Here is a 23,452-nt window from a genome sequence, read left to right as displayed (position 1 = left end):
CGCTACCTCACCGTCGAGGGCTTAGGCCGCAACCTGTGGATAACTTGTTGAAGGCGTCAACAGTTAGCTGAAGACGACGGAGACGCCGATGGCTCCGGGGCCGACGTGGACCGAGAGGACGTCGGTAAGCGCAACGCGCATAAACGATGACTCCGGCAGCGCCATACGCAGCAACTCTTCGAGGCGGCGCGCGGAGGCCTCGTCTTCGTTGTACTGCACCGCAACGAACGCGGGCTTGCCCTCCGCGCGGGAGGCCACTAGGTCCACGAGCTTGGTAAAAGCCTTAGTCTGCGTGCGGGTTTTGCCCACCATCTCCAGTTTTCCTGCCTGCACCGCCATGATGGGTTTTGTGGCAAGCAGGGCTGTGGATAACATCGCCGTCGCCGCCGACATGCGCCCAGAACGGCGAAGGTCATCGATGGAGTCGAGATAGACCCACGTGTGCCCGCGCTCCAGCGTGTTGATGGCTGCGGCGTAGCACTCCTTCAGGGACGCGCCTTCCTGGGCAAGCTTGGCAGCGGTCATGGCGGCCGCGCCCATGGCCATGCCGGCGGTTCCAGAGTCGATAACGCGGACGGTGTCGGGGAAGACGCCCGAAGCCGTCACCGCTGCCGACCACGTGGAGGACAATTCCTTGGACAGGTGGATGGCCAACACGCCGTCGTCGCCGGAACGCTCCATCTCGCGGCCGTAGAGAGCAGCGAGCTCTAGCGCGGTGAGGCCTGAGGTAGACAGCTCAGCACCGTCCTTGCCGTGGCTCTCCATGACGTGGAGATCCACCACGGTGATGTCTAACTCCTCCACGATGTCCGCGGGGAGCCCCGCGGCGGAGTCGGTAACGACGCGAATCACTAGACGTCCGCTCCCGCGCCGCCCACGACGGCACCGCCCATGTTCCAGCCGTCGAAGTACCACTGCGCGCGGCCCACGTTATCCGGGGTAAATTCCAGCGGGGACAGCGGCTGGGAAGCATCGAATTCGGGGCGGGCAGTCAGCTGCGACCAATGGGTATTCTTCAGCCCGGAGAGGATGCCGTACTGGTGGTGCTGCAGGCCCAGCAGGTGGCAGGTCAGCGCGGAAATGGCGCCGCCGTGCGCAACGACGAGCACCGCGCCTTCGTCCCATTCGGGGTGGGCACGCATCAGCTCATCGATAACAGGGCGGGCGCGGGTGGCCACGTCCACGCGGCTTTCTCCCTGCGGCGGGGCCCAGGTAGGGTCGTGGCGCCAGATGGCGCGCGCACCTGGGTACTGCTCGTCGACTTCGGCGGAGGTCATGCCTTGCCAGTCACCGAGGTGGGTTTCGCGCAGGCGCTTATCGACGTCCACCTTAATCCCCAACTTTTCCCCAATCACTGCCGCAGTATCGCGGGCACGGATGAGGTCGGAGGAGACGATAGCCGTAATCTGTTTGTCCACGAGAAGGTCAGCGGCGGCGCGGGCTTGGGAAAGGCCGACCTCAGAAAGCTCGGTGTCGAGGTGTCCCTGCATCCGGCCGGTGGCGTTGTAGGTGGTTTGACCGTGGCGGATGAGGAGGAGGCGGCGCGTCATAATTCGTCGTCTTCCGGCTCCGGCTGAGCCAGCGGAATCTCTTCGATGGATTCGACTTCGCGCGGGTTGATGTCGTTGGACCACTCGCCTGGGCGCTCTGGTGTCTCAAGACCAGGGATCTCGAGGAGCGGGCAGTCGTGGTAGAGGCGGTCAAGACCGTAGAACTCGCGTTGGTCATTGCGCTGGACGTGAACCACAATGGGGCCATAATCAAGCAGAACCCAGCGGTTTTCACGGTTGCCCTCACGACGCTTGGGCTCAAAGCCCTTCTTGGTTAGCTCGTCTTCGACTTCCTCAACGATGGACCCCACCTGGCGCTCGGTATCGGCAGAGGCCAAGACAAAGACCTCGGTGATGGCGAGCACGTCGGAGACATCAATGGCTGCAATGTTGGTGGCCAACTTTTCATCCGCAGCCAGGGCAGCGGTTTCCGCCATGAGGCGTGCTTCATCAGTAATCGACATGACTATCCCTACACAACGCGTACAGTACTAAGACCTCTAGTCTTACACGCCGAGAACCTATTTTCCTAGTCAATCGCCGTGGCCCTCCCCACGCCACGGAGATTCTTAAAGGGGCTTCTCGGGATGCGGGCTATAGAGGTGATTCTTGGCGATGTACTGCACCACCCCATCCGGCACCAAGTACCACACCGGCTGGCCCTGCTGGGCGCGGGCGCGGCAATCGGTGGAGGAAATCGCCATAGCGGGGATTTCAATGAGCTCGATATCATCTTGGGATTCGAGCGGCAACATGTCTTTGCTGAGCTCGTAGCCCGGGCGGGTCACGCCCACAAAGTGCGCCATCTCCAGCATCTCTTCCCAGTTCCGCCAGCTCATAATGGAAGCCACCGAGTCGGCACCAGTAATGAAGAAAAGCTCCGCATCCGGGAAAATAGCGCGCAGGTCACGCAACGTATCAATGGTGTAGGTCGGGCCTTCGCGGTCGATGTCTACTCGGGAGACCGTGAAACGCGGGTTGGATGCCGTGGCCACCATGGTCATGAGGTAGCGGTGCTCAGCGGCGGTGACCTTCTTGTCCGCCTTCTGCCAGGGCTGGCCGGTGGGCACGAACACCACAGTGTCGAGGCGGAAGCGGTGGGCTACCTCGCTAGCGGCGACGAGGTGGCCATTGTGGATGGGATCAAAAGTGCCACCCATGATTCCGATGCGTTGCGGACTAGTCATGGGTGGCAAGTATAGACCGCCTAGCGGAAGCGCACCCCATCAACGAAGCGTCCGATGGAATCGTAGACCTGGTAGTCCCACTCGTGGTGAGTGAAGAAGTACTGGCCGTGAGAACCACCGGTGGGCTCAGCGGCGTACAGGGTTCCTACGGAGAGGTCACACACGGCGTCGAGCGGCAGGCAGTAATCAACGCGGTTGCCAGTAGCGCGCGGGTAGGGCATGAAGCCCATCGGACCGCCGGCGCCCTGGGTATTACCCACCACGGAGGGATCGTTCTTGCGGGTCAGCGGGTTGCCGAAGGTAACCACGCCGGCGAGCTGGCCGCGGTTGGCCAGTTCCTTTTCGTGGCTAGCGATGACCATCGCACCCTGGGAGTAGCCGGACAAGATGTACTGCGGGTGGCAGCCGGTAGCGCCCTCGTAGTCGTTGATGGCGCTCATGACTCCGCGCTTGCCGGTCTCCACGGAGTGCGAGAACTGGTCCAAGGCAGATACGGCGGTGTTCATCACCGGCTTGGCGTACTGCAGGACCACGCCCAGTGCCTGCGCTGCGGTGGAGGGCAGGCCGACGTTAGGCACGGTGTACTCCGGGAAGGTTGCCGGGTAGTACTTGGGTTCCAGGCCGAGGACGTAGACGTCCTTCATCAGAGAGTTACCACCGTGGGTGGCCTGGTAATGGGATTCGGCGTTGCGCAGCATGGCGCGGATAGATTCGCCTTCCCATCCATTGGAGGCGCGGCCTCCCTGGTTGGAATACTGCGTCGGGTAGATCTGGCTGTTTTGGCCGGAGCCACGAGCGGCCACGAAGACCACTGCGGGGCAGTGCTCATCGGCGTGGGCGGCGGGCGCGGTTGCGGTCTGGGGAATGACAAGGGCAGACACTGCCATGACGGCGGCGGCCACGGAGGAAGCAATGCGGGACAGCATAGGAAGAAGGCACCAATCAGTTCTTTGTTATTACCGCGCTATAGATTACTCAGGACTTCACCGCCGTGCAGCACGAACCCCCCACGCAAGGCACACAATCTACTCGAAAAGTTTTCGAGTAGATTGTTTTGCGCAGGTCAGACTCGAAAAATTCCTTTCGAGTAGCTTTCGAGTAGCTTTTCGAGCTCTATTCAGCTCATCCAAAAGGCCCCTCAACAAACCACACTGCCCGCGGATCACGCGGGCCATTTCCCCTCCATTTCACGAGCCCCTTGTCACGCATGGCTTGCAATGCACGACGCACAGATGGAATTGACACACCTAGAGCTTCCGCCACCTCCCCCGTAGACATTGGACGTGCGCTCGTCTCCAACGCCGCCAACGCTCCTTCAGCATGTCGGGGCAAATCCTTCAGAACGTGCTCGTTCAATCGTTGAATCGCCTTCAATGTCAGAACAACGCTGCCGCTGGTCTGCACATAAGAGGGATCGGCAAAACCGACGCGACGCATACCAGCGAACATACGGCGGATCCCTTCTCCCAGCTCTTGGCCGATGCGTAGCTCAGCAGTAACGCGTGCGATGAGAGGGTTGCGCGCGAAACGTGCAATCGATTCAGGCTTAGCAGGATCAACAAGACCTGGGAAGCGTCCGGGGCTAGAAATCTCAATCCGGCCGGGGTACACCTCGAATCGAATATGGTCACCCGACATGCTGTATGAGCGGTGCACAACTGCGTTAACTAGCCCTTCTAGCCATACATCATGCGGAATGAGGTTTTCCTCCTCAAATAACCCTGCCCCAGAGAGTCTACGAACTGTCGGCAGCATCCCACCGATTACCTCTTGCGCTGCACGAATCTGCTCCGGCACAGGACCGTCAAAGCGATGATCTTCCGCCAACTGTTGTTGCTGGCCTGGCAGGCGCTCATCTTCTGCAAAGCGAAGTACTCGGATGTGAGCATTCGGGAAAAACTCTTGCGGATTCTTTCCAAACAGTAAGATCGCGGCGGCCCGCGGCCGCCCCTGGCGGTCAACCAGATTTCGCGCCCGAAGTGAATCTACACCGGAGGCCGAACCAATAGTGTAAGCATAATCTTCGACTAAAGACATATCGAGATCTTCTGCCCTAGCATGCGCCGGCACCGTAGCATCGTACTGTTGCTCGCCCTTGGTATATCGAAGCTCGAGGATGTCATCGGCCTTGAGGCGCCTAGACTCGTCCCCCACCCGCAGGTAGCACTCTCCCGACTTTAAATAGTGAACGCGCTCACTGGGCAGAATATGGAAGAGAAACACCTCAACGCCCTCGTTGATTTCGAGCGTTTCGATGCGAACTTTAACAGTCGGATCCGTAAAATCCAACGCTGTTTGCCGCAAATCGTTCCCCTGCCCAGCTGTGGGGAGCCCATCAAATTCACGATCCGTGATCCCCACCGCAACAACACCACCCTCGGCATTTGCCATTCCAACAATTGTCTTGGCCAAATCCTTGGGTTTGATTCGGAACGATTTACGGTCAAACCACTGATCTTCGGGCACACTTAAAAGCAACTGCGGCTCTTTGTAAAAGTTTCGCTGTACACTCACAGAGCGACATCCTACTCGAAAAGTTTTCGAGTAGATTGTTTTGTGCAGGTCAGGCTCGAAAAATTCCTTTCGAGTAGCTTTCGAGTAGCTTTTCTAGCTGTCCCTAGGGTCGGGTCTGGCCGGTACCCTGCAGCACCCACTTGGTGGAGGTCAGCTCCGGCAGCGCCATGGGGCCGCGCGCATGCAACTTTTGGGTAGAGATGCCGATTTCGGCGCCCATGCCGTAGACTTCGCCATCGGTAAACGCAGTGGAGGCGTTGAGCATGACTGCTGCGGCATCGACCTCGTTGGCAAAGGTCAAGAGAACATCAGCGTCTTGGGCGGCAATGGCCTCGGTGTGGCCGGTGGTGTACTCAGAAATGTGCGCGATGGCACCATCAACACCGTCGACCACCTTGGCGCAGATATCCATGGAAAGGAATTCCTCGCGCCATTCTTCCTCGGTGGCCTCCACGGCGTCCTTCACACCGAAGGCCTCAAGTTCCTTGACATCGCCGTGGATGGTAACCCCTGCTTCCTGGAGGGAGGTGATGATGCGGAGCTTCGAGGCGTCGGAAAGCGCGGCATCGATCAGCACGCACTCCGTCGAGTTACACACAGAGGGACGGCGAGTCTTGCCGTTGACCACCATGTCGATGGCCTTGTCCAGGTCAGCCGAAGCGTCGACGTAAAAGTGACAATTACCGGTACCCGTCTCAATGGCAGGGACGGTGGCGTTTTCCACCACGGCGTTGATGAGACGCCCGCCGCCACGCGGGATGACCAGGTCCACTAGGCCACGAGCGGTGATGAGATCCTGCACGGAATCGTGGGTCTCACAGGGCAAAAGCTGCACGCCCTCGCGCGGAAGATCGAACTCGGCCAGGGTGTCCTGGAGAAGTTCGACAAGCTTGGCGTTGGAATTCTTCGCGGACTTCGAGCCACGCAGCAGCGGCACGTTGCCGGACTTGAGCGCGAGGCCAAAGGCATCCACGGTGACGTTCGGGCGGGCCTCATAGACCATGCCCATCACGCCAAGCGGTACGCGGACCTGCTTCATCTGGATGCCATTATCCATGGTACGACCCTGCAGGATCTCCCCTACCGGGTCCTGGAGGGAGGCTACTTGGCGCAAGCCGCCGGCAATGCCCTCGATACGGGCAGCGTCAAGCGAAAGACGGTCAATGAGGGATTCGGACATGCCGTTGGCACGACCAGCCTCAATATCGCGCTGGTTGGCAGCAAGGATGTCTTCGGTGTGCGCGCTGAGGTTCTCCGCGGCACGGTTGAGGATCTCATTCTTGCGCGGAGTGGGCAGCTGCGCGAACTGCGGCGCTACCGCCTTGGCGGCGCGTGCTTTGGACAGAACTTCTTCACGTTCGGTGTTGCTCATGCCTTACCAGCGTACGGAAGAAGCACGGGTCCGTCAGGGTTTTCTTGTGAAATAGACCAAGCATGCTACCAGCGCGAAGACGGGGAAGACGAGCCACGCCAGATCCCAGTGCACGAGGAAGTGAAGTAGGAGGAATACGAGGACCGCGAGGATGCTGGCGATGAGGAAGATATTGCCGTTTCTTTTATTCATAAAACGGAATATACAATGATTCTTTACTATGTGCAGCGCAAGAGGGGTTTAATACCCGATTTCGCGGCGGCTAGCGGGTGCGGTGGCGCTTGGTGTGGAAAGCTCCGCATCACCAACGCGGATGTCTGGGTTCTCCATTAATAACCTGCCTTCGGGTCAACCAAAGTAGGCAGCGGCTCCCCCGCAGCGAAAGCCTTGGCCACCTTAACAGTGTGCGCACCAATCTTCTCCCGCACGGAGCGCTGCGTATTAGCAATGTGAGGGGTGATGACCACGCGCTTGTCCTGCCACAGCGGGTGATCCTCCGGCAACGGTTCAGGGTCGGTGACGTCGAGCGCCGCACCGGCAATCTCCCCTGCCTCAAGTGCCGCGACGAGGTCCTCGGTCTTAATGAGCGGCCCGCGGCCCACGTTGACCACCACCGCATGCTCCGGCATCTGTGCGAACGCTTCCGCATCCACCATGTGGCGGGTCTCCGGGGTCAGTGGGGCGATCAGGACGAAGTAGTCCGCCTTCGGCCAGACCTTTTCCACCTGGGAAACGGGGTAGGTCTCATCTGCCCCTTCGACCGGGTTACCGGAGCGATTCACCGCGATGATGCGCGGTCCGAATCCGGACAACATGCTAATCAGCCGCTTGCCAATGCCACCGGCACCAATGATGGCCACCGTCTTGTCGTCGTAGAGATAGGAGGTGTGCGCCTCCATCTCGGCATAGGAATCAAACGTCCCGTTGACGCGGCGATGAGCATGCAGCTGCGCCAACAGCAGCGCGATGGTGGATTCCGCCACCGTGTTGTCGTAGACACCAGCCGCATTTGACCACGGCACGCTGCTGTCCTTCATCGCCTCGAGGACGTGGTCCACGCCTGCCGAGGGAATCTGCACGAAGCCAATGTTGTCCGGAAGAGGGTCAGGGAAATCGGTGCCGTCACCGGTATAGATGAGGAAGGAGGCCTCATCTAGTGGGGCGCGCTCAAAGCCTGCGGCATCGAGCGCCGCGATGGTTTCCTCCCACGGCTTCGGTTCAATGGCGTACTTCATGCATGTCCTCCACTAGTATCCAGCGTCCGGGTCGACGCGCGTAGGCATTGGTTCACCGCGCTCCCACGCGGCGGCGTTGGCGTTGAAGATAGCACCCATGTGGTGCTCGGCCACTTGAAAAGATGCGCCCATATGCGGCGTCATCGTGGCATTTGGCAAGTCATAGAGTGGGTGGCCCTCCGGCAGCGGCTCCGGGTCCACGACTTCCAGGCCCGCGCCGGCGATGGAACCCTCGCGAAGGGCCTCCACCAGATCATCAGTGACCACGGTGCTGCCGCGGCCGACGTTGACGAACACCGCAGAATCCTTCATGGCGCGGAAAATCTCAGCATCAAAGAAGTGCTCCGTCGCGGCCGTGGCGGGCAGAATATTGATCACAAAGTCCGCCTCGCCCCAGACCTCGTCCACCTGCTCGATGGGGATGGTGACATCCGCGCCTTCCACTGCGCGCCCGGAACGATTCACCGCAGTGATATGTACGCCGAAGGGTTTGAGGTACGCAATGAGCTGCCGACCGATTCCTCCAGCGCCCACAATCATCACGTGTTGAGGCCCTGCTGGTCATAAAGCCAGGCCTGGGATTCATCTAGTTCCCTGGCCACCGACCACGACCTGGCCAACGCAAAGGCCTTATGGTTGTGTGCTTGCGACAGCAGAAGTCCCAGCGCGGATTCCGCCACCGGTTTGGCAAAAGCCCCGGCTGAGTTGCACCACGGCACCCCATCAGAACGGATGATTCCGGCCTCAATGAGGTGGTTGACCCCTGTAAAGCAGTACTGCACCCACTGGATATTCTCCGGCAGGTCCGGCACCGCCGCCGGGTCCGAGGAGGTGTTGACGAAGACCTCAGCTTCAGCAAGGCTTTCTACTCGTTCGTGCCCTGCGGCGTCGATATCCCGCACCGTGGGTGCCCACACGTCGGGGCCGATAAAGTAGCGCATTAGATTCGGGAGGCAAAGTTGGACAGGTAGTCCGCGTGGATAACCGGGCGGCGCATATCCTCCGGGAGCTCATCGGTGTGCTTGCCCATGAGGCTGCGCAGCGTAACCGAGTCATATCCCACCTCACCGCGGCCGATGACCTGGCCCTTTGGGCCCATAATATCCACGATCTCACCGGCGTTGAACTCGCCCGTGACATCCGTAAGACCCACCGCCAAGAGGGAGTTTCCTCCGCGCACCACGGCCTCCATCGCGCCCTCGTCGAGGCGCAGGGAGCCGCCGGCATCGGCGCAGTAGAGCGCCCAGAACTTCCATGCGGACAGGCGGCGTTCCTCACGGGTATGGAAGACGGTGCCTACTGAGGCGTCGTCAAGCGCCTGCCCAATATTGTCCGTCGAGGTCAACAGCACCGGGATGCCGCCGCGCGTGGCCAGACGGGCCGCGGAAACCTTCGTAGCCATGCCGCCGGTGCCGACCTTGCCGCCATCACCAGCAACAACCGCCTTCAAGTCCTTACCGGTGCGCACCTCTTCCACAAACTTGGCGTCCGGCTCCGCCGGGTTCTTATCGTAGAGACCGTCCACGTCGGAGAAAAGGAAGAGCGCGTCCGCGCCAACAAGATTGGCCACGAGCGCGGAGAGGCGGTCGTTATCGCCGAAGTGCATCTCGGAGGTCGCCACGGTGTCATTCTCATTCACGATGGGCACCGTGCGCATCTGGCGCAGGCGGTCAATGGTGCGCTGAGCGTTACGGGCGCGATCGCGCTTGCCGACGTCCGACGCAGTCAGCAGCACCTGCCCAATGGTGCGGTTATAGCGAGCAAAGGACACTCCCCACTCATAGGCAAGGTGGACCTGTCCCACTGCCGCGGCGGCCTGCTTGGTGGCCAGATCAGTGGGGCGCGTGGTCAGGCCGAGCGGGCCCATACCCGCAGCAACAGCACCCGAAGACACGATGATGATGTCAGAGACATGCATACGCGCGCAGACGGCGTCAACGATCTTGTCGATCTTCTCCGTGGACGTGACAAAGTCATCACGGGTCAGCGAGGACGAGCCGATTTTGATGACGATGCGCTTGGCTTCAGAAATCTGCTCACGCAATGGTGAGGAAAACCCGCTGGATTTTTCCGACAGAGCGGGCGTTGCCGGATACGCCATGTCCGGGGTTGGCCCCTCGAAAGGTTCGAGAGGGAGAGGATAGTCGAGCTGGTTGTCGTTTTCGGATGACATACCAGCTCAGTATACCGGGCTAGCCCTGCCAGCGATCGCGGTTCGCGGACTCGCGGGTGACTTCCTCATCCACGCCATAATCGAACTCATCCACCAAACCGCGGCGCGCTTGGGAGGCGCGCTTACGCTCGGCGGCGGACACACGGTTGGTGCCCATGAGGCGGCCATCCTGACCGCGACCAGCATCGGTAGCGCGTCCGCCGGCCATCGGCTCGTACTCGAAAGCGATGTCCCCGATGGTCACCGGGCAACCTTCCACAGCACCCATCTTGTGCAGTTCGGCTTCAACACCGGCCTTGGCCAAGCGGTCCGCGAGGTAGCCCACGGCCTCGTCGTTCTCGAAGTCCGTCTGGCGGATCCAGCGGTCGATCTTCTCGCCTTCGACGATGAAGCCGCCCTCCACCTCGGGGTCCTTGGTGATGGTGAAGTCGGCGAAGCGGCCCTTTTTCTTAGCGACAGATTTCGGCTGAATGATGGTGTGTTCCTTATCCGCCTTCGCCTTCGGTTGGGACTTGCGGTGCTCGTTGACCATCTCCATGAGCTTGTACTTCAGTGGGTCCAAGCCCTTGCGCGCTACGGCCGAAATGATGAAGACGGGCCAGCCGAATTTCTCCTCAAGGTCGTCCTTGACGAATTCCGCGAGTTCTTCTGCTTCCGGCACATCGGCCTTGTTGAGGATGATGACGCGAGGGCGCTCGCGCAGGTCACCAAGGCCAGTATCTTCGTCCAGTAACTCTTGGTACTTGGCCAGCTCATTCTCGAGTGCTTCAATATCGGATACTGGGTCGCGCCCTGGTTCAATCGTGGCGGTATCAACCACATGAGCAAGGACCGCAGTGCGCTCGGTGTGGCGCAAAAAGTCCAAGCCGAGCCCCTTGCCTTCGGCTGCGCCCGGGATAAGCCCGGGGACGTCCGCCATGGTGAAGGACTCATGTCCCATGTCGACCACGCCCAAGTTGGGCTGGAGGGTGGTGAAGGGATAATCACCAATCTTCGGCTTAGCCGCTGAGAGGACGGAGATCAGAGACGACTTGCCCGCGGAAGGGAAACCGACGAGGCCGACGTCTGCCATGGACTTCAGCTCCAGCACCAGTTCACGGGCCTGGCCGGGCTCGCCCTGCAAGGCAAAACCTGGGGCCTTACGGGCAGCAGAGGCCAGCGCCGCGTTGCCCAGACCGCCGTAGCCACCTTCTGCCGCCACGAACCGGGTGCCCGGCACCGTCAAGTCCGCGAGCATCTCGCCGTCCTCGGTGTAGACAACAGTGCCGACCGGCACGTCGAGAATGAGGTCCTTGCCGCGCGCACCATTGCGCCAATCACCGGCACCGTTGCCGCCGCGTTCTGACTTAATGTGCGGGCGGTAGTGGAAATCCATCAACGTGTGGATCTGAGTGGAGACCTCCAGCAGGATGTCTCCTCCGTGGCCGCCATTGCCGCCATCGGGACCGCCGAGCGGCTTGAACTTTTCGCGGTGGACAGACGCGCAGCCATGGCCGCCGTCGCCTGCCTGCAGGTGCAATACCACTCGGTCAATGAATCGTGCCATGCTCGCTACTCTCCAAACGGGCCTTTGCCAGTTTCCGAATCACTCAGTACTTAATGTCTAAAGGTAGTCAGTCTACTCGCTGCCTACGCGCTTTTCCGCGACGCCGCTCATTCCACCACACGATCACCAGCACCGAGGTAATGAGGATGAGCGCTAAAATCATCCACCACGATAGCTTAGGTTGCCACCCTGATTCCTCCTCTACCTGAGTGGGGACTCTTTCTGCATGCACGAGCAGTCGATCCGTATTTATGCCATAAGGCGTGCAGGTAATAAGCGTGAGTTTGTCTTTCCCCGGTTCATACGTGACAGCTTCATAGTCTTCGGGTTTGACCACCTCGCGACCGGTGACTTTGTAAGTGAGTGTTTCCCCCATGACGTCGACAGTCACGGTCTCTCCATCACGCAATCTGGGAAGATTATCAAACATTGACGCATTAACCATTCCAGTATGCGCAGAAATCACCGCATTGGTTCCGGAGCCGCCAACAGGAAGCGAGGAACCGAACATGTGGCCAGCCCCGCTATACAAAACTGAAGAGGCTGTGGTGTGAAAGACCGGCAGATCCACACCGATGGAGGCAATGCGCAAACGGGCTATTACTCCGCCCGTCTCCGGAGCGTTGAGGGTATCTAAGTAACGCTCGAAGCCAGGTGAGTCGGGCGTCGGCGGATAAGCGTGGTGGCCTTGCTGCGCAAGCCAGTCGTTGTACTCATGTGCCGCACGAAGATAGTGCTGACGCTGAGTTGGCGGGTCTATATCATTCACAGACCTGCCATAGGACTCTGCTTGCTGGTACAGGTGATAGTCGTTGTACTGCGTAGCAACAATCGGATACAGCAGAATGAGGATTCCAGCGACGATGAGCCAGAAGGACCGGCGCTTATTCTTCCGCGTCGTCATCGTCCTCCCTGTTGCGCAGGTATATCCACAGCCCCAAACCCAATACTGCGAGGCCAAGCACAAGCATCCACACAAGGGTTTGCATTCCTGTATCCGGTAGCATTGCTGCCAACAAGCCGCTCAAACGTAACGCCCCATACGTATCGGAAGCCGACACCTGGGATGACGGTGCTGCGTCAGATTCACCAGCGTAAGCGTCTGCGGTGACCGTTACCGTTCCCTTATAGCTAAAGGCTGTGTCTGTGTTCTGGTCTATCACCACATCAAAAGAGCAACTCCGCTTCTCCCCCGCGGCTAGCCGGCCGCCGTCACCCAAATTGCATACGCCGACCGGTATGAGGCCGTTATTGTTGATCACATACTCTTCACCAGCGCTATCGCGAACTGTAAAACCAGCTAGCTCGGGCTCCTTGACCAAGAAGTTGCCGATGTGCAGGGCACCTTCGTTCTCAACTTCATAGGTAAAGCGCATGGTCTGAGCCGAATCCGGCAGAATTGCGGTATCGGCTACTGCTCCGCTGAGCGCGCTAATCGGTGCGCCATCGATTTTCTTCTTCACCTTGAGTCCCGGGAAGGAGTTCTTCGCCGTTAATGCCCACTGCGGCCCATCCGTCGACAGATCGCTTGGGGCACTTACCGGAAGCACGTCGAAAGTCCACGTACCGCCGGCAAGGCGTCCATCAGTGTCGGTCGTGGTTCGCGCTGTTGGCGTACCTAAACGGTCGCCAGCGCTTTCAACGGAGACAACAGCACCTACGTGTCCTTCGGCAGTCTGCTCACGGATCGTGCACGTGCGATCGACTTCAATTCCCTGCAGCGTGTGCGATTCTCCGGATTTGAGATCGAAGGATGTATCACCACAACTCGATGCGAAGCTAAAGGTCTTTCCTTCGCCTGCTGCACCAGTCGACGTCTTGGTGAAAGTGACGTCAACACGGTCACGAAGGTGCATAGCCTCCGCACCCAGCGTCATGACCGGCTCACCGGAACGTGACTGCAATTTCGGATCAATGCGGAAGTCATAGCTGTACTTCTTCATCGCATCCGTGACCTCATCAGCGGTCAGTGAAGCAAGCTTCTTTGTCGGGTTGTGGGCATCGGGCTGTCCGCCGATCCACTTACCGAATTCCACATATGGAGTGCGCTCGGACCTGGTCGCTTCCAGTTGTACTCGTGGTTGAAGGGCCGAGGACTTGCTCAGATCCAAGGTACAGTCATAACCGACGGGTAGTTCTACAACGGTGCCGCCAGATGGCTCGGCGGTATCGGTCACCGTGTAGGTGGAGTTAGTGCTCGCCGCAGGAATACTAAAGGACTCTTGCGTACCCGAAGGATCCTTGCATACCAAGTCATATTCGTAGTTGGCTCCATCCGCGCCACCTAGGTATCCATCCTGCATCGGAACGATGCGCACAGGCACAGTGCGGCGTTGATAAGTGTTAACAAAGTCGAAAGACTCTACGGCCGAGTCAGCTGACCCCACGCGTTGGGAAATATCCTTGGAGTTTTGGCTCCACGTCAACTCAGACGGAGTAAAAGACGGCTCAGCTTCTGTTGCCGTACACCATGCACCAGATGGCACTTCCACTTCTGGACTGGTGAACAATGGAGTGGAATCAGGGAAAGCTTCGGTATCTGCAGCTACCAATTCCGTAGGCAGCCCCACGTTAGAAGTGGAGTAACCCACGCCTTGACACTGGTAGGAGAAGTTAAAGTTCACCGGAGGATTGGCGCTGCGCAAGAGCTTCACGTCATCAGCTTCGGCGACAATCTTCTTGGTCATCTTTACCTTAGATTTGACGAACGTGTAGTAATTCGTCAGAGTCAGCACGTTGTTCGACGATCCATCCGCATTGTCAGCTTTGATGGAAATCGGCTGCGAGGTCGTGGTTCCTTCCGTGATCTCAGAATCAATGAAGGGCTCGGCGTCATTGCGTTGCAGGCGCCACTCCACCTTCTGCGGGATCAGATGCGTTTCGAGGGTGGGCTTGCCCTCACCCTGCGACTTCTTGAGATCCAGCTGACCAAATTTATCACCGGTAATGGAACAGTTTGCTCCTACCGGGGCATCCACAAATTGGGTGTGGCCGGGCCCCGTAATCTGCTTGACCTCAATCGGCGGCAGGTCACCGGATTCTGCGCTGGTGCCTTCAGGATCAGAACACACCATGGTGAAGTTGTGCGTGTAATAAACACTGTCACCGCTTACGTCCGGCTGGGCCTTCTCAATGTCAATCGGGGTACTGGCAATCTTGGTGAGATCAACCTTCGCCAAGGTGCGCTTGTAGGTATTAATAAGGCTGACTGGGGAGTCTCCGTTGACGGTAAACTCCAGTGTTTTCTCTGCACGTTTACCGCCAGCGGCTACTTCCTGTGTGAAGGTGATGCCCTCAGCTGCGGTGGTAGCACCTTCGGTTACCCGGCATGTCGAGCCATCAGGAATATCTGTGAACTCCAACGTATGCGTATCCGTGTTCGAGGACTGCGAGGAGCTGACTTTGCCATGGTGAGACACGGTAACGCCGCCATCCGGCGGAGTGCACACTACACTGACGTCGAATTCACGCTGATATTTCACGTTCTTGCGTACCTGTGAAATGTACTGAGCGGTGTCGGCGTCGAACTGAACGTCCTTGGTAATGGTCATCTTCTTATCGGAATAATCATAAGAATGGCCGATGTTAACCACAGTCTGCGGACCCACGGCAAAGGTTCCGGAGTCGACACCTTCTGCGGTCTCAAAAGTCTTGGAAATCTCGTCTACTTTGAGCGTGGAATCACGGCGGATCTCGTATCCATCCCCGCGCTTGCCAGTGTCAACGTTAAGTTCCTTCAGGTGACAGTTACTGCCTTCCGGAATAGAGCTGTTAGGCACTTGGTGGGAGGACACGCCCGGCTGCATAGTAATTCGAGCATGCTCTCCCAAATCAAGCGACGTGCCATTCGATGCCACGCACGACAGGGAGTATTCGACTGGCTGGGCAAAGTCGTTGATACCGGAGGTTCGTTGCTTGATGGTCACACCATCGCCAGCAGCCTGGAAGGTATTCACGATATCGGCTTTTTCTGCAGGTTCATCCACAGCGAGCTCAATCGAACCCGCATTGGATGTCCAGTCCACTCCGCGAACGGTGTCCGGATCCTTTTCGGAGAAACGGCACGTATTGCCGTAGGGCACACGCATTACACCTGCGGGGCCGTCGTTTACCAAAGACCCCAATGCTGAATCTGCCACGTCGGCTACGAGGTTTTTCGTTTCACTTCCCGCGATGCTGAGGGTTCCGCGCAGATCCACGTTGGTATACGCCCCGTCAGAAGTTTCGACATTGCGCACACCACAGTCAAAAGAAATCTCGTAGTTCGCAGGTAGCAAGTTCGAAAGACCGAGTTGGGCGCGGACAAGCTTGCTGACGTCGACGGTAGCCAGCCTACTGACATAGTGGTTCGACACCGTCACCGTATTCTGCTTTGCGTCAGTGGTGTCATCGACCTTAAGCACCGGTGTGGTCTGTGCTTCATCGTTACTCAACGTGGTTACCTGGTCAGAGGTATTGGACGCGGTAATACGGGTACGGTCTACAACTTGGTTCTGAAACTCGGGCTGCTTCGATTCCCAGATACGGCATTCGGAACCTACGCGAGCCCCTTTAATATACTGTGCGTTACTCTCACCACTTGCTAGGTGCAGAGTTCCTTCCACCTTGCCCGCAGCGTCGTCGGGGGTTTCACACACATAGGAAACCTCGTAGACCCCATCCGTCGGTACCTTAGCCGCAGCGGGACCAATCAAGGACTTATACACCTTAACATCACGCTTTTGGAAGGAATACATCGCGTCGATGGTCACGTTGGACGCTTCTTGTGGCTGATCGGAATCGGGAAGCTTGAGTGGGTAAGCTTCGGCCTCATTCTTTTCAATAACTGTCCCATCGAGCTTCACTGTACGGCCATTGAACACGATGGTTTCGGTTTCCGAACCAGTCAAACCGGACAACGGCTTGAGCACACAATCACGCCCCAAAGGTACGGACGTAAACTGGGCTTTTCCATCGAGTTCATTGTTCCCCGAACCCGTTGTGGTCATAGTGACAATCTGTTGGTAGTTTGCGCTATCACAGGTCAATTCAAAGCGGTAGTCACGCGGGCTACCCAAATTATTCACAGCCTCACCGTGGATGTGCTTAGACACATTAAGGGTACCGGTATGTCCGTGGAAGTCGTTGCCCGCGGAAACGCTACTGATACCAGTGGCATTTGTCGTCCCCTCGGCAAGTTTGACTTTCGCTGAAGGTGTGTTGCCGGTTCCCTGGGTCACGCCATTGCCCGACCACGTCAGTTTCAGGCTTGTACCCGGGCTGGGCTGCGCATTGTTTTCGACCAGAGTACAGGTTGCTCCCGCAGGCAAACCGGAAACCGTGTAGCTGGCGCCGTCGGCAAGCGGGCGGGAATCTGCAAGCTTGATTTCTGGATATGCTGCCTTAAAGCCGGCCGGTTCAGTACACGAATAACCAAGATCGTAAGTCCGCAGCTGGATATCTTTGTAGCTCTTAGCCGTACCGGAAACAGTCTTGCGCAGGTTAAGAGAAGACGGTTTAAACTTCGGTTTCCATGTGACCTTGCACGTCATGGGCACTGACGTTTTATTCTCCATCACCAAAGTCGAGGTTCCCGTAGCAGTATCTTTTTCCAGGGACACTCCCTTGCCCGCCGGGATACTGCCTTCCTTCACCGTGATACTCTTCGTCGCATCCGCGGGGTCGGTGCATTGCCATGTTGGCTCGTAACGGTTGAAGGCGAGGTTTCTTTGCTCGCCTTGTGCACTGGAGCGAAAAAGCATGACGTCACGGGCGGTATTTCCTAAAGAATTCACGGGATCCATCTGACGCAGTGTCTGGGTATAGGTTCCCTCGCCTTGCCACGGAACGGGTATCTCGGTGCTTCCCAGTCGAGTAGCCATGGAAAAATCGAAGCTGGTTTCCTGGCCGGTCGCCGCCTTCTCCATGGTGGTATCTACCGGAGCGACATTTCCGGTCATGCGTCCCATGTTGAGCGACAGAGCAAAGGCCTGCGTCCTATAACGGGTAAACAAACCGACATCAAGCGAGGTAATCCTATCCCCGCCCAGAATGTACGTGCCCGCTGGACTTTGGAAGCTAGTGTATTCCTTGCAGTAGACGTCCTTGAAAGTATTGTCTCCGCGATTGTAGTAGCTTTCCTCACCTGGTCCCAGAATATTCTTCGGTTGCCTCGCGGGATCGCAGGCCGAAAGATGCTCAGGAGGTGTAAACCTTCGGTATAGTTCCACGTCTTGGTTCAGCTCAGGAGCATCAAAGCTCATGTTCTCGCCGTACAAGCCAGACTCGGTAGCCTCAGCATCGATGGCAGTCAGCCGGTAGTCCTTAACGTAGGTACCGGTAGCCTTGTCCTTGACCTTGATATTTCGGAACTGAACTTTAGCCATCTGGCCGGGATCCCCCAAACTGCTAGGGTTGGTGAACGTGACAGCAGGGGAAGCGCTATCACCGGCAAATGGCGAGAAATACTGCACTCCGCCAAGCTCGTTGCCGAAAACACGACCATTGACTGGGCCTGTAGAAAGGCCGAACTGATTCACATCGGTAGACCAATTGGTGCTTCCTCCGCCTACGCGTTCAGAGTATTTAAGGAGATTTACGGTATAGCTCAGTTCGTAGCGGCCCAAGTCCTTGGTTACATTCTTGGGTTTATCGGACAGACCTTCCAGCAGGCCTGCCATGTCGATCCAACACAACTGCTGAGCATACGGCGCCACCTCGCCCGTACCTTTGCGGAAAGCACATTGGCGGTACACGTTCTCGTTCGTGCTCCAGTTCCGTGAAGTCTGCGCCTCTGCTTGCGCACTTGTGTGCTCTTCCCACGGAGTGTTAGGCAAAGCCAGTCCAACAACGACAACTACAGCGACAACGATCACTGCGCAGAAGCGCTTTAGCGCTGTGCTCAGAGCGGTCACGTGCACGAGAGCTCCTAAAGATTGAGGTTGGTGTAAAGGGCGGAAAGACAGCATCATGGTTTCTCACCCGCCTGGGAATCGCTATCGTCCACTTCAAGTATTGCGTCCTCAGAATCACGGCGGCGTGTGAGGAAGACGATGGCAAGAGCAATGAGCGTCAGGCTGGCCAAGATAAAGCCGATAACACTTGCACCGGTACTGGCCAGCGAGTCAATCGCTTGACGCACCGGACCTGGCTTAGTTGTGTTGCCAGAGCTCTCACTGGGTGACGTGGTGGCTTTCCCGTTCGGCTGTTGCGTGGTGGGTTCAGCGGAAGGCGAATCATTACTCGGCGGCTGCGATGAGCCTCCGGAGGAGGAAGAAGAACCTAGGCCCAACGCTGCCAGCAGGGCTGCGAAAGGCCACCACAGCTGAGGTGAACTAGACCCATTGTGGTCTCCCTCCTTCTTAACGCCGACTTCAACTGTGTTGGATTTCTCCGGAGCACGCCCCACCCGACAGTCAAGAGGAGAAAGAGTTCCATCGTGTTGCTCTACGTCGGCCGTCAAACGGTAATCTGCAGCATCCGTCTGTGTCTGGTCTGGTTGCGGGACACAGTACCCATCAGGGGAAAACAGTGCGGTGTTGCGAATCGGAGACCACTCCTGGAGGTTCTTATCAACCGTGGTGAGGATGTCGAAGCGCACGGAGGTATCCGGGTTACCATCACGGCTCTGCGCAAGCTTCGATAAACCCGTCTTGTTCATCGAGAAAACCACTCGGTTATTAACCGCATCAACCGTGAAGTGCTCCCCTTCGCGCAGCTCCACGCGTCCCTGAACGTTGTTAATGCGCACGTTGCGGACCCCTACCAGTTTCAACCGGGAATCTAAGGCGTCTACGACAACGTACTGATGAAGTTGCCCATTGGCGTCCCGAGGCGGGACAGAGGTAGTGATGTGGAAGACTACGTCGCTTCCCTGCGTTGCAGTGTCCGTGTTTGCTTTCTTTCCGATAACCGTAGGCTGGTTCTTCGCACGAATGAGCGCGGTCTTGTGCCCTACATAAACCAAGATAGGCGTAGCTATATCGCGGTGTTCGTTGCCGACTGCTTGATTGACTTCAGAGATTTGGTATACCCCAGGTTCCAGGTTGAAGAAAGCCGCTTTACCTTCGGCATCCGTATCTGCAAACTGGGGTGGATCCGTGCGCACGCCGGGGTCACTACTCAACAAGCGCGGGTTATCTTGGGCGAGCTTGCCCAGATCCGTCTTAGCGTCACCTGGAACATCAATGAGCCGAACGGCCTTGAACCGTGCCTGCGTATCGGCAGGCTCTCCCTGCGCACCAGAGCCCAGAGTTTTTGCAATGACCAAGCTGGCGTTGGACCCGGCCAAAGCCGGAGCCACATGCAGCAGGCTCAGACATACAATCATGAAAACCGCGAGCACGGACGCGACGTGTCCGTTGAAGTGAGCATTGATCCTCATGAGCATATGAACTTTCGCTAACGATAAACCTCTTGGCCTTGCTGGCGCTTCTTACGGCGCCGAGCCAAGAGCCAAAGCAGGTAGGCAACAATAAAGACAACAACAGCAATGGCTACGGTCATCCACGACTGCCACGGGGGCTTGAATCCTTGGTCATAGTTGGCGGGCACATCCGTGCGCTCACCATGGACCAGTAGCCGATGGGAGTTGATGCCATACGGTGTGCAGGTGACGAGGGTGAGAAGGTCTCGCCCCTCCTCGACCTGAAGGTGTTCGATTTCTTCTGGAAGAACGGTTTCGATCCCTGTGACCTTGTAGGCTAGGACCTCACCCATAACTTCCACGGTGAACACTTCACCGGTCGTGATGTGGGTAAGGTTGTCGAACATGGTCAGGGTGGCAAGCCCCGTGTGCCCCGTGAGCACCGAATGTGTTCCCTCACCTCCCACTGGAAGTGCGGTACCGTACAGGTGCCCTACGCCATGGGCAAGCACGCTTGTCGACGTCCCGTGGTACACCGGCAAGTCAATGCCTACGCTCGGAACTCGCACGCGGGCCATGGAGCCTGCGGTGCGCAGGATATCTAGATAATTCGTGTAAGCAGGTGAATTGACATCAACACCGTTGACCCACGGATCTGGGGCTCCGACTTCCGGCAGTTGCGCGTTATACTCCGCGGCCCGCGCGAACTCAGCGGCGCGCTCATCTTCAGACAAGCGCGACACTGAACGCGTGTATTCCTCTGCGATCTGGTGCTGCTCAATGTTCTTGTAGTACGTCACCACGACTGGGGACAAGAACACCAGCAGCGCCAGGATGAGATAAACAATGGAGCGCGGATTACGACGTCGCCTTCTGCGTTGGGTCATGCAGTGCCCCGCCTTCCCGGAAACCCCTATCTAAGCAGTGCGGGAATCCTTGTAGGAGGTGTAGATACCGCGGGCCAGCAGCGCGAGACCCACGAGGAATACCAAGACGATTCCCCAGGCACCGGTAGCCGGAAGCTGACCCAAAACGGAGTTGCGCTGGTTGTCGACTTCAACGGCCAAAGTCTTAGCGGCCACGTCCACAGTGACGTGCTGCGGAACCTCGTTACGGACGAAGTTCTTCGGAGCCTTGGTCTCAAGCACACAGTAGTCCTTGGTAGTCACGCCGGTGGCAGCAGCAAAAGACTGCACCGGGATGGCATAACCCTTTGCCTCAGACTTGAGGCTTGGTGCGGTGCCCGCAGAACCGGTGGTAGTAATCGTAGTTGCTGGAGTACCTTCCGCAGTGGTCGCCATGTTCAGCGGGGAACCGAGCAGCTGCCAATTCTCGCCTTCCTTCTTGCACTGGTAGAGCTCGAACTCGGCTCCGTCAAGGGAATCGCCCTCTTTGGCATTGCCAGAAGTCTTGGTGATGGTCAGGGTACCGAACGTGGTCTTGGTGGGATTGTCCTCTACATCCGGGGTAGCCGGGTCATCACCGTTGGTATCTACCTCAGCACCGTTGGGGAGGAGGATCTTCGCGGTGTTGGTGATCTCGCCGCCTTCTGGGGCCTTAGTGATGGTGGCAGGGAACTCAACGAGAACCTTCAGGCCAGGCGCCCCCTTACGGGCTTCCTGCAACTTGGCAAGGCCCGCCTTGGTGAACTCCACCTGCAGGGTATTGGAAGCAGCATCCAGGGTGGTCGTGTAATCCTCGGCTGCCAGCGTTGCACCATTGGTGGCACCAGCAAGCGAGACCTTTACATCTTCCGGCTTGACCTCCAAAGCCTCGTTGAGCGGGTCTTGAATAATGAAGCGGGTGAGTGTGTCTGCGGGTACCGGTGCGTTGACGGTGTAGGTCAGCTGCTTGCCGATAGTCGCATCAGCATCCTTAACCTGCTTGGAGGGAACCAGGTTCTGGTTCTTCGGCTGAACGGTCTGCTCGTAGCTCCACTTACCATCCACGTCGTGTGGCAGTGTAATAAGGAAGGGCGGAGCGGTGGTGTAGCCGCCGCGATTGATCTCAGTGATCTTGTAGGCGCCGACCTTCAAGTTGTCAGTTGCCGTATCAAAGGTGACAACACCACTAGCATCGGTCTTCTTGGTCACAGCGGTAAAGTTGCCGTCAATCGGAGCATCCTCTGCAGTGAAGGCAGAGAGCTGCTTCCAACCTTCCTGCGTGGTCAAGTCCACATTGACGCGCTCAACCTTGAATTCGGTATCTGCAAGCGGGGTACTGGTATCACCCGGATCGCCAAGGTACTTGGTGATAGTCAGCTTGACGTCATGGTTGGGGTCAATGAGGGAGGCTTCCTTGGGTGTAGCAGGTCCCGGAGGAACGTCCACGCCAGACTCAGAGCCAGGTGTCGCCGCAGCTGAAGCTGAAGACGGGGCGGCTGCTTCTTCACTAGGAGAGGCAGGTGCTGCTGGAGAGGGGGTTTCGGACTGTGCAAGGGCCGGAGCGGCAAAACCCGCACCTGCGATAGAGATGGTACCGGCTGCGATAACCGCAGCGAGGCGAGTAGAGACCTTATTCATATGCTTTTCCGTTCTCTCATTAGAGGGAATTAAAGGGCACGGTCACCGCACCCTTGAGGGTATTCCAACGGAATGCTACTTCGCTATCACACTTCTGACAAGCGACGGTCTGCACTTATGCCGCAACCTTCATCCATAGTTCGATACAGCTTCAAGTCCAAGCGCTCATAGACTGCTTCCAACGGAGCACACCAAAGCAACCACAAAACGCTGTAAGTCCTTCCCTTCTTATAGAAGAGGAAGGACTTACAATGCGAAAGCCTTGGTCTTATGCAGTAGCTTCTGCAGCGACCTCGTCGGCCGGCACGATGTTAACCATGCGGCGACCGCGCTTAACGCCGAACTCAACGGAGCCGGCAGCAAGAGCGAACAGGGTATCGTCGCCGCCGCGACCAACGTTCTCACCCGGGTGGAACTTGGTGCCGCGCTGACGCACGATGATCTCGCCGGCCTTAACCTGCTGACCACCGAAGCGCTTGACGCCGAGGCGCTTGGACTCGGAATCGCGACCGTTGCTGGAGCTGGAAGCACCCTTCTTGTGTGCCATGTGGTTTTCCCTCCTTCAGGGATGAATTAGAGCCGGTTAAGGCTTACTTGATACCGGTAATCTTCAGCGTGGTCACCGGCTGACGGTGACCAAGGCGACGCTTGTAACCAGTCTTGTTCTTGTACTTGAGGATGTCGATCTTCGGGCCCTTGCCCTGCTCGACAATTTCAGCGGAGACAGAGACCTTCTCCAGGTCAGCTGCCTTCGACTTGACGGTTGCGCCATCGACGAGCAGAACCGGGGTGAGAGCAACGGAGGAACCCGGCTCACCCTCGATCTTCTCGACCTTGACGAGGTCACCTTCAGCAACCTTGTACTGCTTTCCGCCGGTCTTGACGATCGCGTACATAGAGGGCTACCCCTTATCTAAACTCGGCTCGCCAGCGGCTGGGTGATGCCCCTGGCGAATGGACATTGGACATTTGCGTTCAGACCAAAAGCCGCGAGAGACGCGCGACATCA

18 protein-coding genes and 1 pseudogene are annotated in these 23,452 nt (G+C 57.9%); all 19 read right to left on the bottom strand.

What is annotated here, in order from left to right:
• Window positions 1-63 precede the first annotated feature (63 nt).
• Window positions 64-852: a DegV family protein gene (locus tag HMPREF2875_RS00600; RefSeq protein ID WP_070669530.1), complete on the bottom strand. Its 789-nt coding sequence runs from the start codon at window positions 850-852 to the stop codon at window positions 64-66.
• Window positions 852-1,550: a histidine phosphatase family protein gene (locus tag HMPREF2875_RS00595; protein WP_070669529.1), complete on the bottom strand. Its 699-nt coding sequence runs from the start codon at window positions 1,548-1,550 to the stop codon at window positions 852-854. Before HMPREF2875_RS00595 ends, HMPREF2875_RS00600 begins: the two co-directional genes overlap by 1 nt.
• Window positions 1,547-2,014, bottom strand: a complete 468-nt coding sequence (gene rsfS / locus HMPREF2875_RS00590) for a ribosome silencing factor (RefSeq protein WP_070669528.1) — start codon at window positions 2,012-2,014, stop codon at window positions 1,547-1,549. The genes HMPREF2875_RS00595 and rsfS overlap by 4 nt, the downstream gene beginning before the upstream one ends.
• Window positions 2,015-2,119: 105 nt before the next feature.
• A complete protein-coding gene (gene nadD, locus HMPREF2875_RS00585; protein WP_039676389.1) occupies window positions 2,120-2,737 on the bottom strand; it encodes a nicotinate-nucleotide adenylyltransferase in 618 nt (205 codons plus the stop codon).
• Between the two features lie 20 nt (window positions 2,738-2,757).
• Entirely contained in the window at window positions 2,758-3,663 is a 906-nt protein-coding gene (locus HMPREF2875_RS00580; RefSeq protein WP_070669527.1) for a cutinase family protein, read from the bottom strand.
• A gap of 196 nt (window positions 3,664-3,859) precedes the next feature.
• Window positions 3,860-5,251 (bottom strand): RNA-binding domain-containing protein, encoded by a 1,392-nt coding sequence (locus HMPREF2875_RS00575; RefSeq protein ID WP_070669526.1) that lies wholly within the window; start codon window positions 5,249-5,251, stop codon window positions 3,860-3,862.
• A gap of 103 nt (window positions 5,252-5,354) precedes the next feature.
• The gene (locus HMPREF2875_RS00570) at window positions 5,355-6,623 is read right to left on the bottom strand and encodes a glutamate-5-semialdehyde dehydrogenase (protein ID WP_070669525.1); all 1,269 of its coding nucleotides are present in this window, start codon (window positions 6,621-6,623) and stop codon (window positions 5,355-5,357) included.
• Between the two features lie 33 nt (window positions 6,624-6,656).
• Window positions 6,657-6,815 carry a hypothetical protein gene (locus HMPREF2875_RS13610; protein WP_168165551.1) on the bottom strand — a complete coding sequence of 53 codons (159 nt, stop codon included), beginning with the start codon at window positions 6,813-6,815 and terminating at the stop codon, window positions 6,657-6,659.
• A gap of 137 nt (window positions 6,816-6,952) precedes the next feature.
• Window positions 6,953-7,858 (bottom strand): D-isomer specific 2-hydroxyacid dehydrogenase family protein, encoded by a 906-nt coding sequence (locus HMPREF2875_RS00565; RefSeq protein ID WP_070669524.1) that lies wholly within the window; start codon window positions 7,856-7,858, stop codon window positions 6,953-6,955.
• 12 nt (window positions 7,859-7,870) lie between these two features.
• Window positions 7,871-8,799, bottom strand: a pseudogene (locus tag HMPREF2875_RS00560) (D-isomer specific 2-hydroxyacid dehydrogenase family protein).
• Window positions 8,799-9,959 carry a glutamate 5-kinase gene (proB, locus tag HMPREF2875_RS00555; RefSeq protein WP_371327544.1) on the bottom strand — a complete coding sequence of 387 codons (1,161 nt, stop codon included), beginning with the start codon at window positions 9,957-9,959 and terminating at the stop codon, window positions 8,799-8,801. The pseudogene HMPREF2875_RS00560 and the gene proB overlap by 1 nt, the downstream one beginning before the upstream one ends.
• A gap of 91 nt (window positions 9,960-10,050) precedes the next feature.
• Window positions 10,051-11,577, bottom strand: coding sequence for a GTPase ObgE (gene obgE, locus HMPREF2875_RS00550; RefSeq protein ID WP_070669522.1), 1,527 nt, complete (start codon window positions 11,575-11,577; stop codon window positions 10,051-10,053).
• 67 nt (window positions 11,578-11,644) lie between these two features.
• Complete coding sequence (locus tag HMPREF2875_RS00545; protein WP_070669521.1) at window positions 11,645-12,481, bottom strand: class C sortase; 837 nt, start codon at window positions 12,479-12,481, stop codon at window positions 11,645-11,647.
• Complete coding sequence (locus tag HMPREF2875_RS00540) at window positions 12,462-18,470, bottom strand: DUF5979 domain-containing protein (protein WP_168165550.1); 6,009 nt, start codon at window positions 18,468-18,470, stop codon at window positions 12,462-12,464. The genes HMPREF2875_RS00545 and HMPREF2875_RS00540 overlap by 20 nt, the downstream gene beginning before the upstream one ends.
• Window positions 18,471-18,523: 53 nt before the next feature.
• Window positions 18,524-19,939, bottom strand: a complete 1,416-nt coding sequence (locus tag HMPREF2875_RS00535; protein ID WP_168165549.1) for an isopeptide-forming domain-containing fimbrial protein — start codon at window positions 19,937-19,939, stop codon at window positions 18,524-18,526.
• 17 nt (window positions 19,940-19,956) lie between these two features.
• The gene (locus HMPREF2875_RS00530; protein WP_070669518.1) at window positions 19,957-20,808 is read right to left on the bottom strand and encodes a class C sortase; all 852 of its coding nucleotides are present in this window, start codon (window positions 20,806-20,808) and stop codon (window positions 19,957-19,959) included.
• 30 nt (window positions 20,809-20,838) lie between these two features.
• Window positions 20,839-22,443, bottom strand: a complete 1,605-nt coding sequence (locus HMPREF2875_RS00525) for a SpaH/EbpB family LPXTG-anchored major pilin (protein WP_070669517.1) — start codon at window positions 22,441-22,443, stop codon at window positions 20,839-20,841.
• 268 nt (window positions 22,444-22,711) lie between these two features.
• Entirely contained in the window at window positions 22,712-22,990 is a 279-nt protein-coding gene (gene rpmA / locus HMPREF2875_RS00520; protein ID WP_039676398.1) for a 50S ribosomal protein L27, read from the bottom strand.
• A 43-nt stretch (window positions 22,991-23,033) separates the two neighbouring features.
• Window positions 23,034-23,339 carry a 50S ribosomal protein L21 gene (gene rplU, locus HMPREF2875_RS00515; RefSeq protein WP_010190885.1) on the bottom strand — a complete coding sequence of 102 codons (306 nt, stop codon included), beginning with the start codon at window positions 23,337-23,339 and terminating at the stop codon, window positions 23,034-23,036.
• Window positions 23,340-23,452 lie beyond the last annotated feature (113 nt).

The organism is Corynebacterium sp. HMSC078H07 (genome assembly GCF_001812805.1).
GTDB lineage: Bacteria > Actinomycetota > Actinomycetes > Mycobacteriales > Mycobacteriaceae > Corynebacterium.
The sequence above is the reverse complement of the archived record's forward strand: the minus strand, read 5'-3'. Positions and strand labels throughout refer to the sequence as shown.

Bases quoted from the DNA above. Each gene is read 5' to 3' on its own strand.
- rpmA (WP_039676398.1), bottom strand. From the start codon at position 22,990: ATGGCACACAAGAAGGGTGCTTCCAGCTCCAGCAACGGTCGCGATTCC.
- HMPREF2875_RS00570 (WP_070669525.1), bottom strand. From the start codon at position 6,623: ATGAGCAACACCGAACGTGAAGAAGTTCTGTCCAAAGCACGCGCCGCC.
- rsfS (WP_070669528.1), bottom strand. From the start codon at position 2,014: ATGTCGATTACTGATGAAGCACGCCTCATGGCGGAAACCGCTGCCCTG.
- obgE (WP_070669522.1), bottom strand. From the start codon at position 11,577: ATGGCACGATTCATTGACCGAGTGGTATTGCACCTGCAGGCAGGCGAC.
- HMPREF2875_RS00535 (WP_168165549.1), bottom strand. From the start codon at position 19,939: ATGAGGATCAATGCTCACTTCAACGGACACGTCGCGTCCGTGCTCGCG.
- proB (WP_371327544.1), bottom strand. From the start codon at position 9,959: ATGGCGTATCCGGCAACGCCCGCTCTGTCGGAAAAATCCAGCGGGTTT.
- HMPREF2875_RS13610 (WP_168165551.1), bottom strand. From the start codon at position 6,815: ATGAATAAAAGAAACGGCAATATCTTCCTCATCGCCAGCATCCTCGCG.
- rplU (WP_010190885.1), bottom strand. From the start codon at position 23,339: ATGTACGCGATCGTCAAGACCGGCGGAAAGCAGTACAAGGTTGCTGAA.
- HMPREF2875_RS00525 (WP_070669517.1), bottom strand. From the start codon at position 22,443: ATGAATAAGGTCTCTACTCGCCTCGCTGCGGTTATCGCAGCCGGTACC.
- HMPREF2875_RS00595 (WP_070669529.1), bottom strand. From the start codon at position 1,550: ATGACGCGCCGCCTCCTCCTCATCCGCCACGGTCAAACCACCTACAAC.
- HMPREF2875_RS00545 (WP_070669521.1), bottom strand. From the start codon at position 12,481: ATGACGACGCGGAAGAATAAGCGCCGGTCCTTCTGGCTCATCGTCGCT.
- HMPREF2875_RS00530 (WP_070669518.1), bottom strand. From the start codon at position 20,808: ATGACCCAACGCAGAAGGCGACGTCGTAATCCGCGCTCCATTGTTTAT.
- HMPREF2875_RS00580 (WP_070669527.1), bottom strand. From the start codon at position 3,663: ATGCTGTCCCGCATTGCTTCCTCCGTGGCCGCCGCCGTCATGGCAGTG.
- nadD (WP_039676389.1), bottom strand. From the start codon at position 2,737: ATGACTAGTCCGCAACGCATCGGAATCATGGGTGGCACTTTTGATCCC.
- HMPREF2875_RS00565 (WP_070669524.1), bottom strand. From the start codon at position 7,858: ATGAAGTACGCCATTGAACCGAAGCCGTGGGAGGAAACCATCGCGGCG.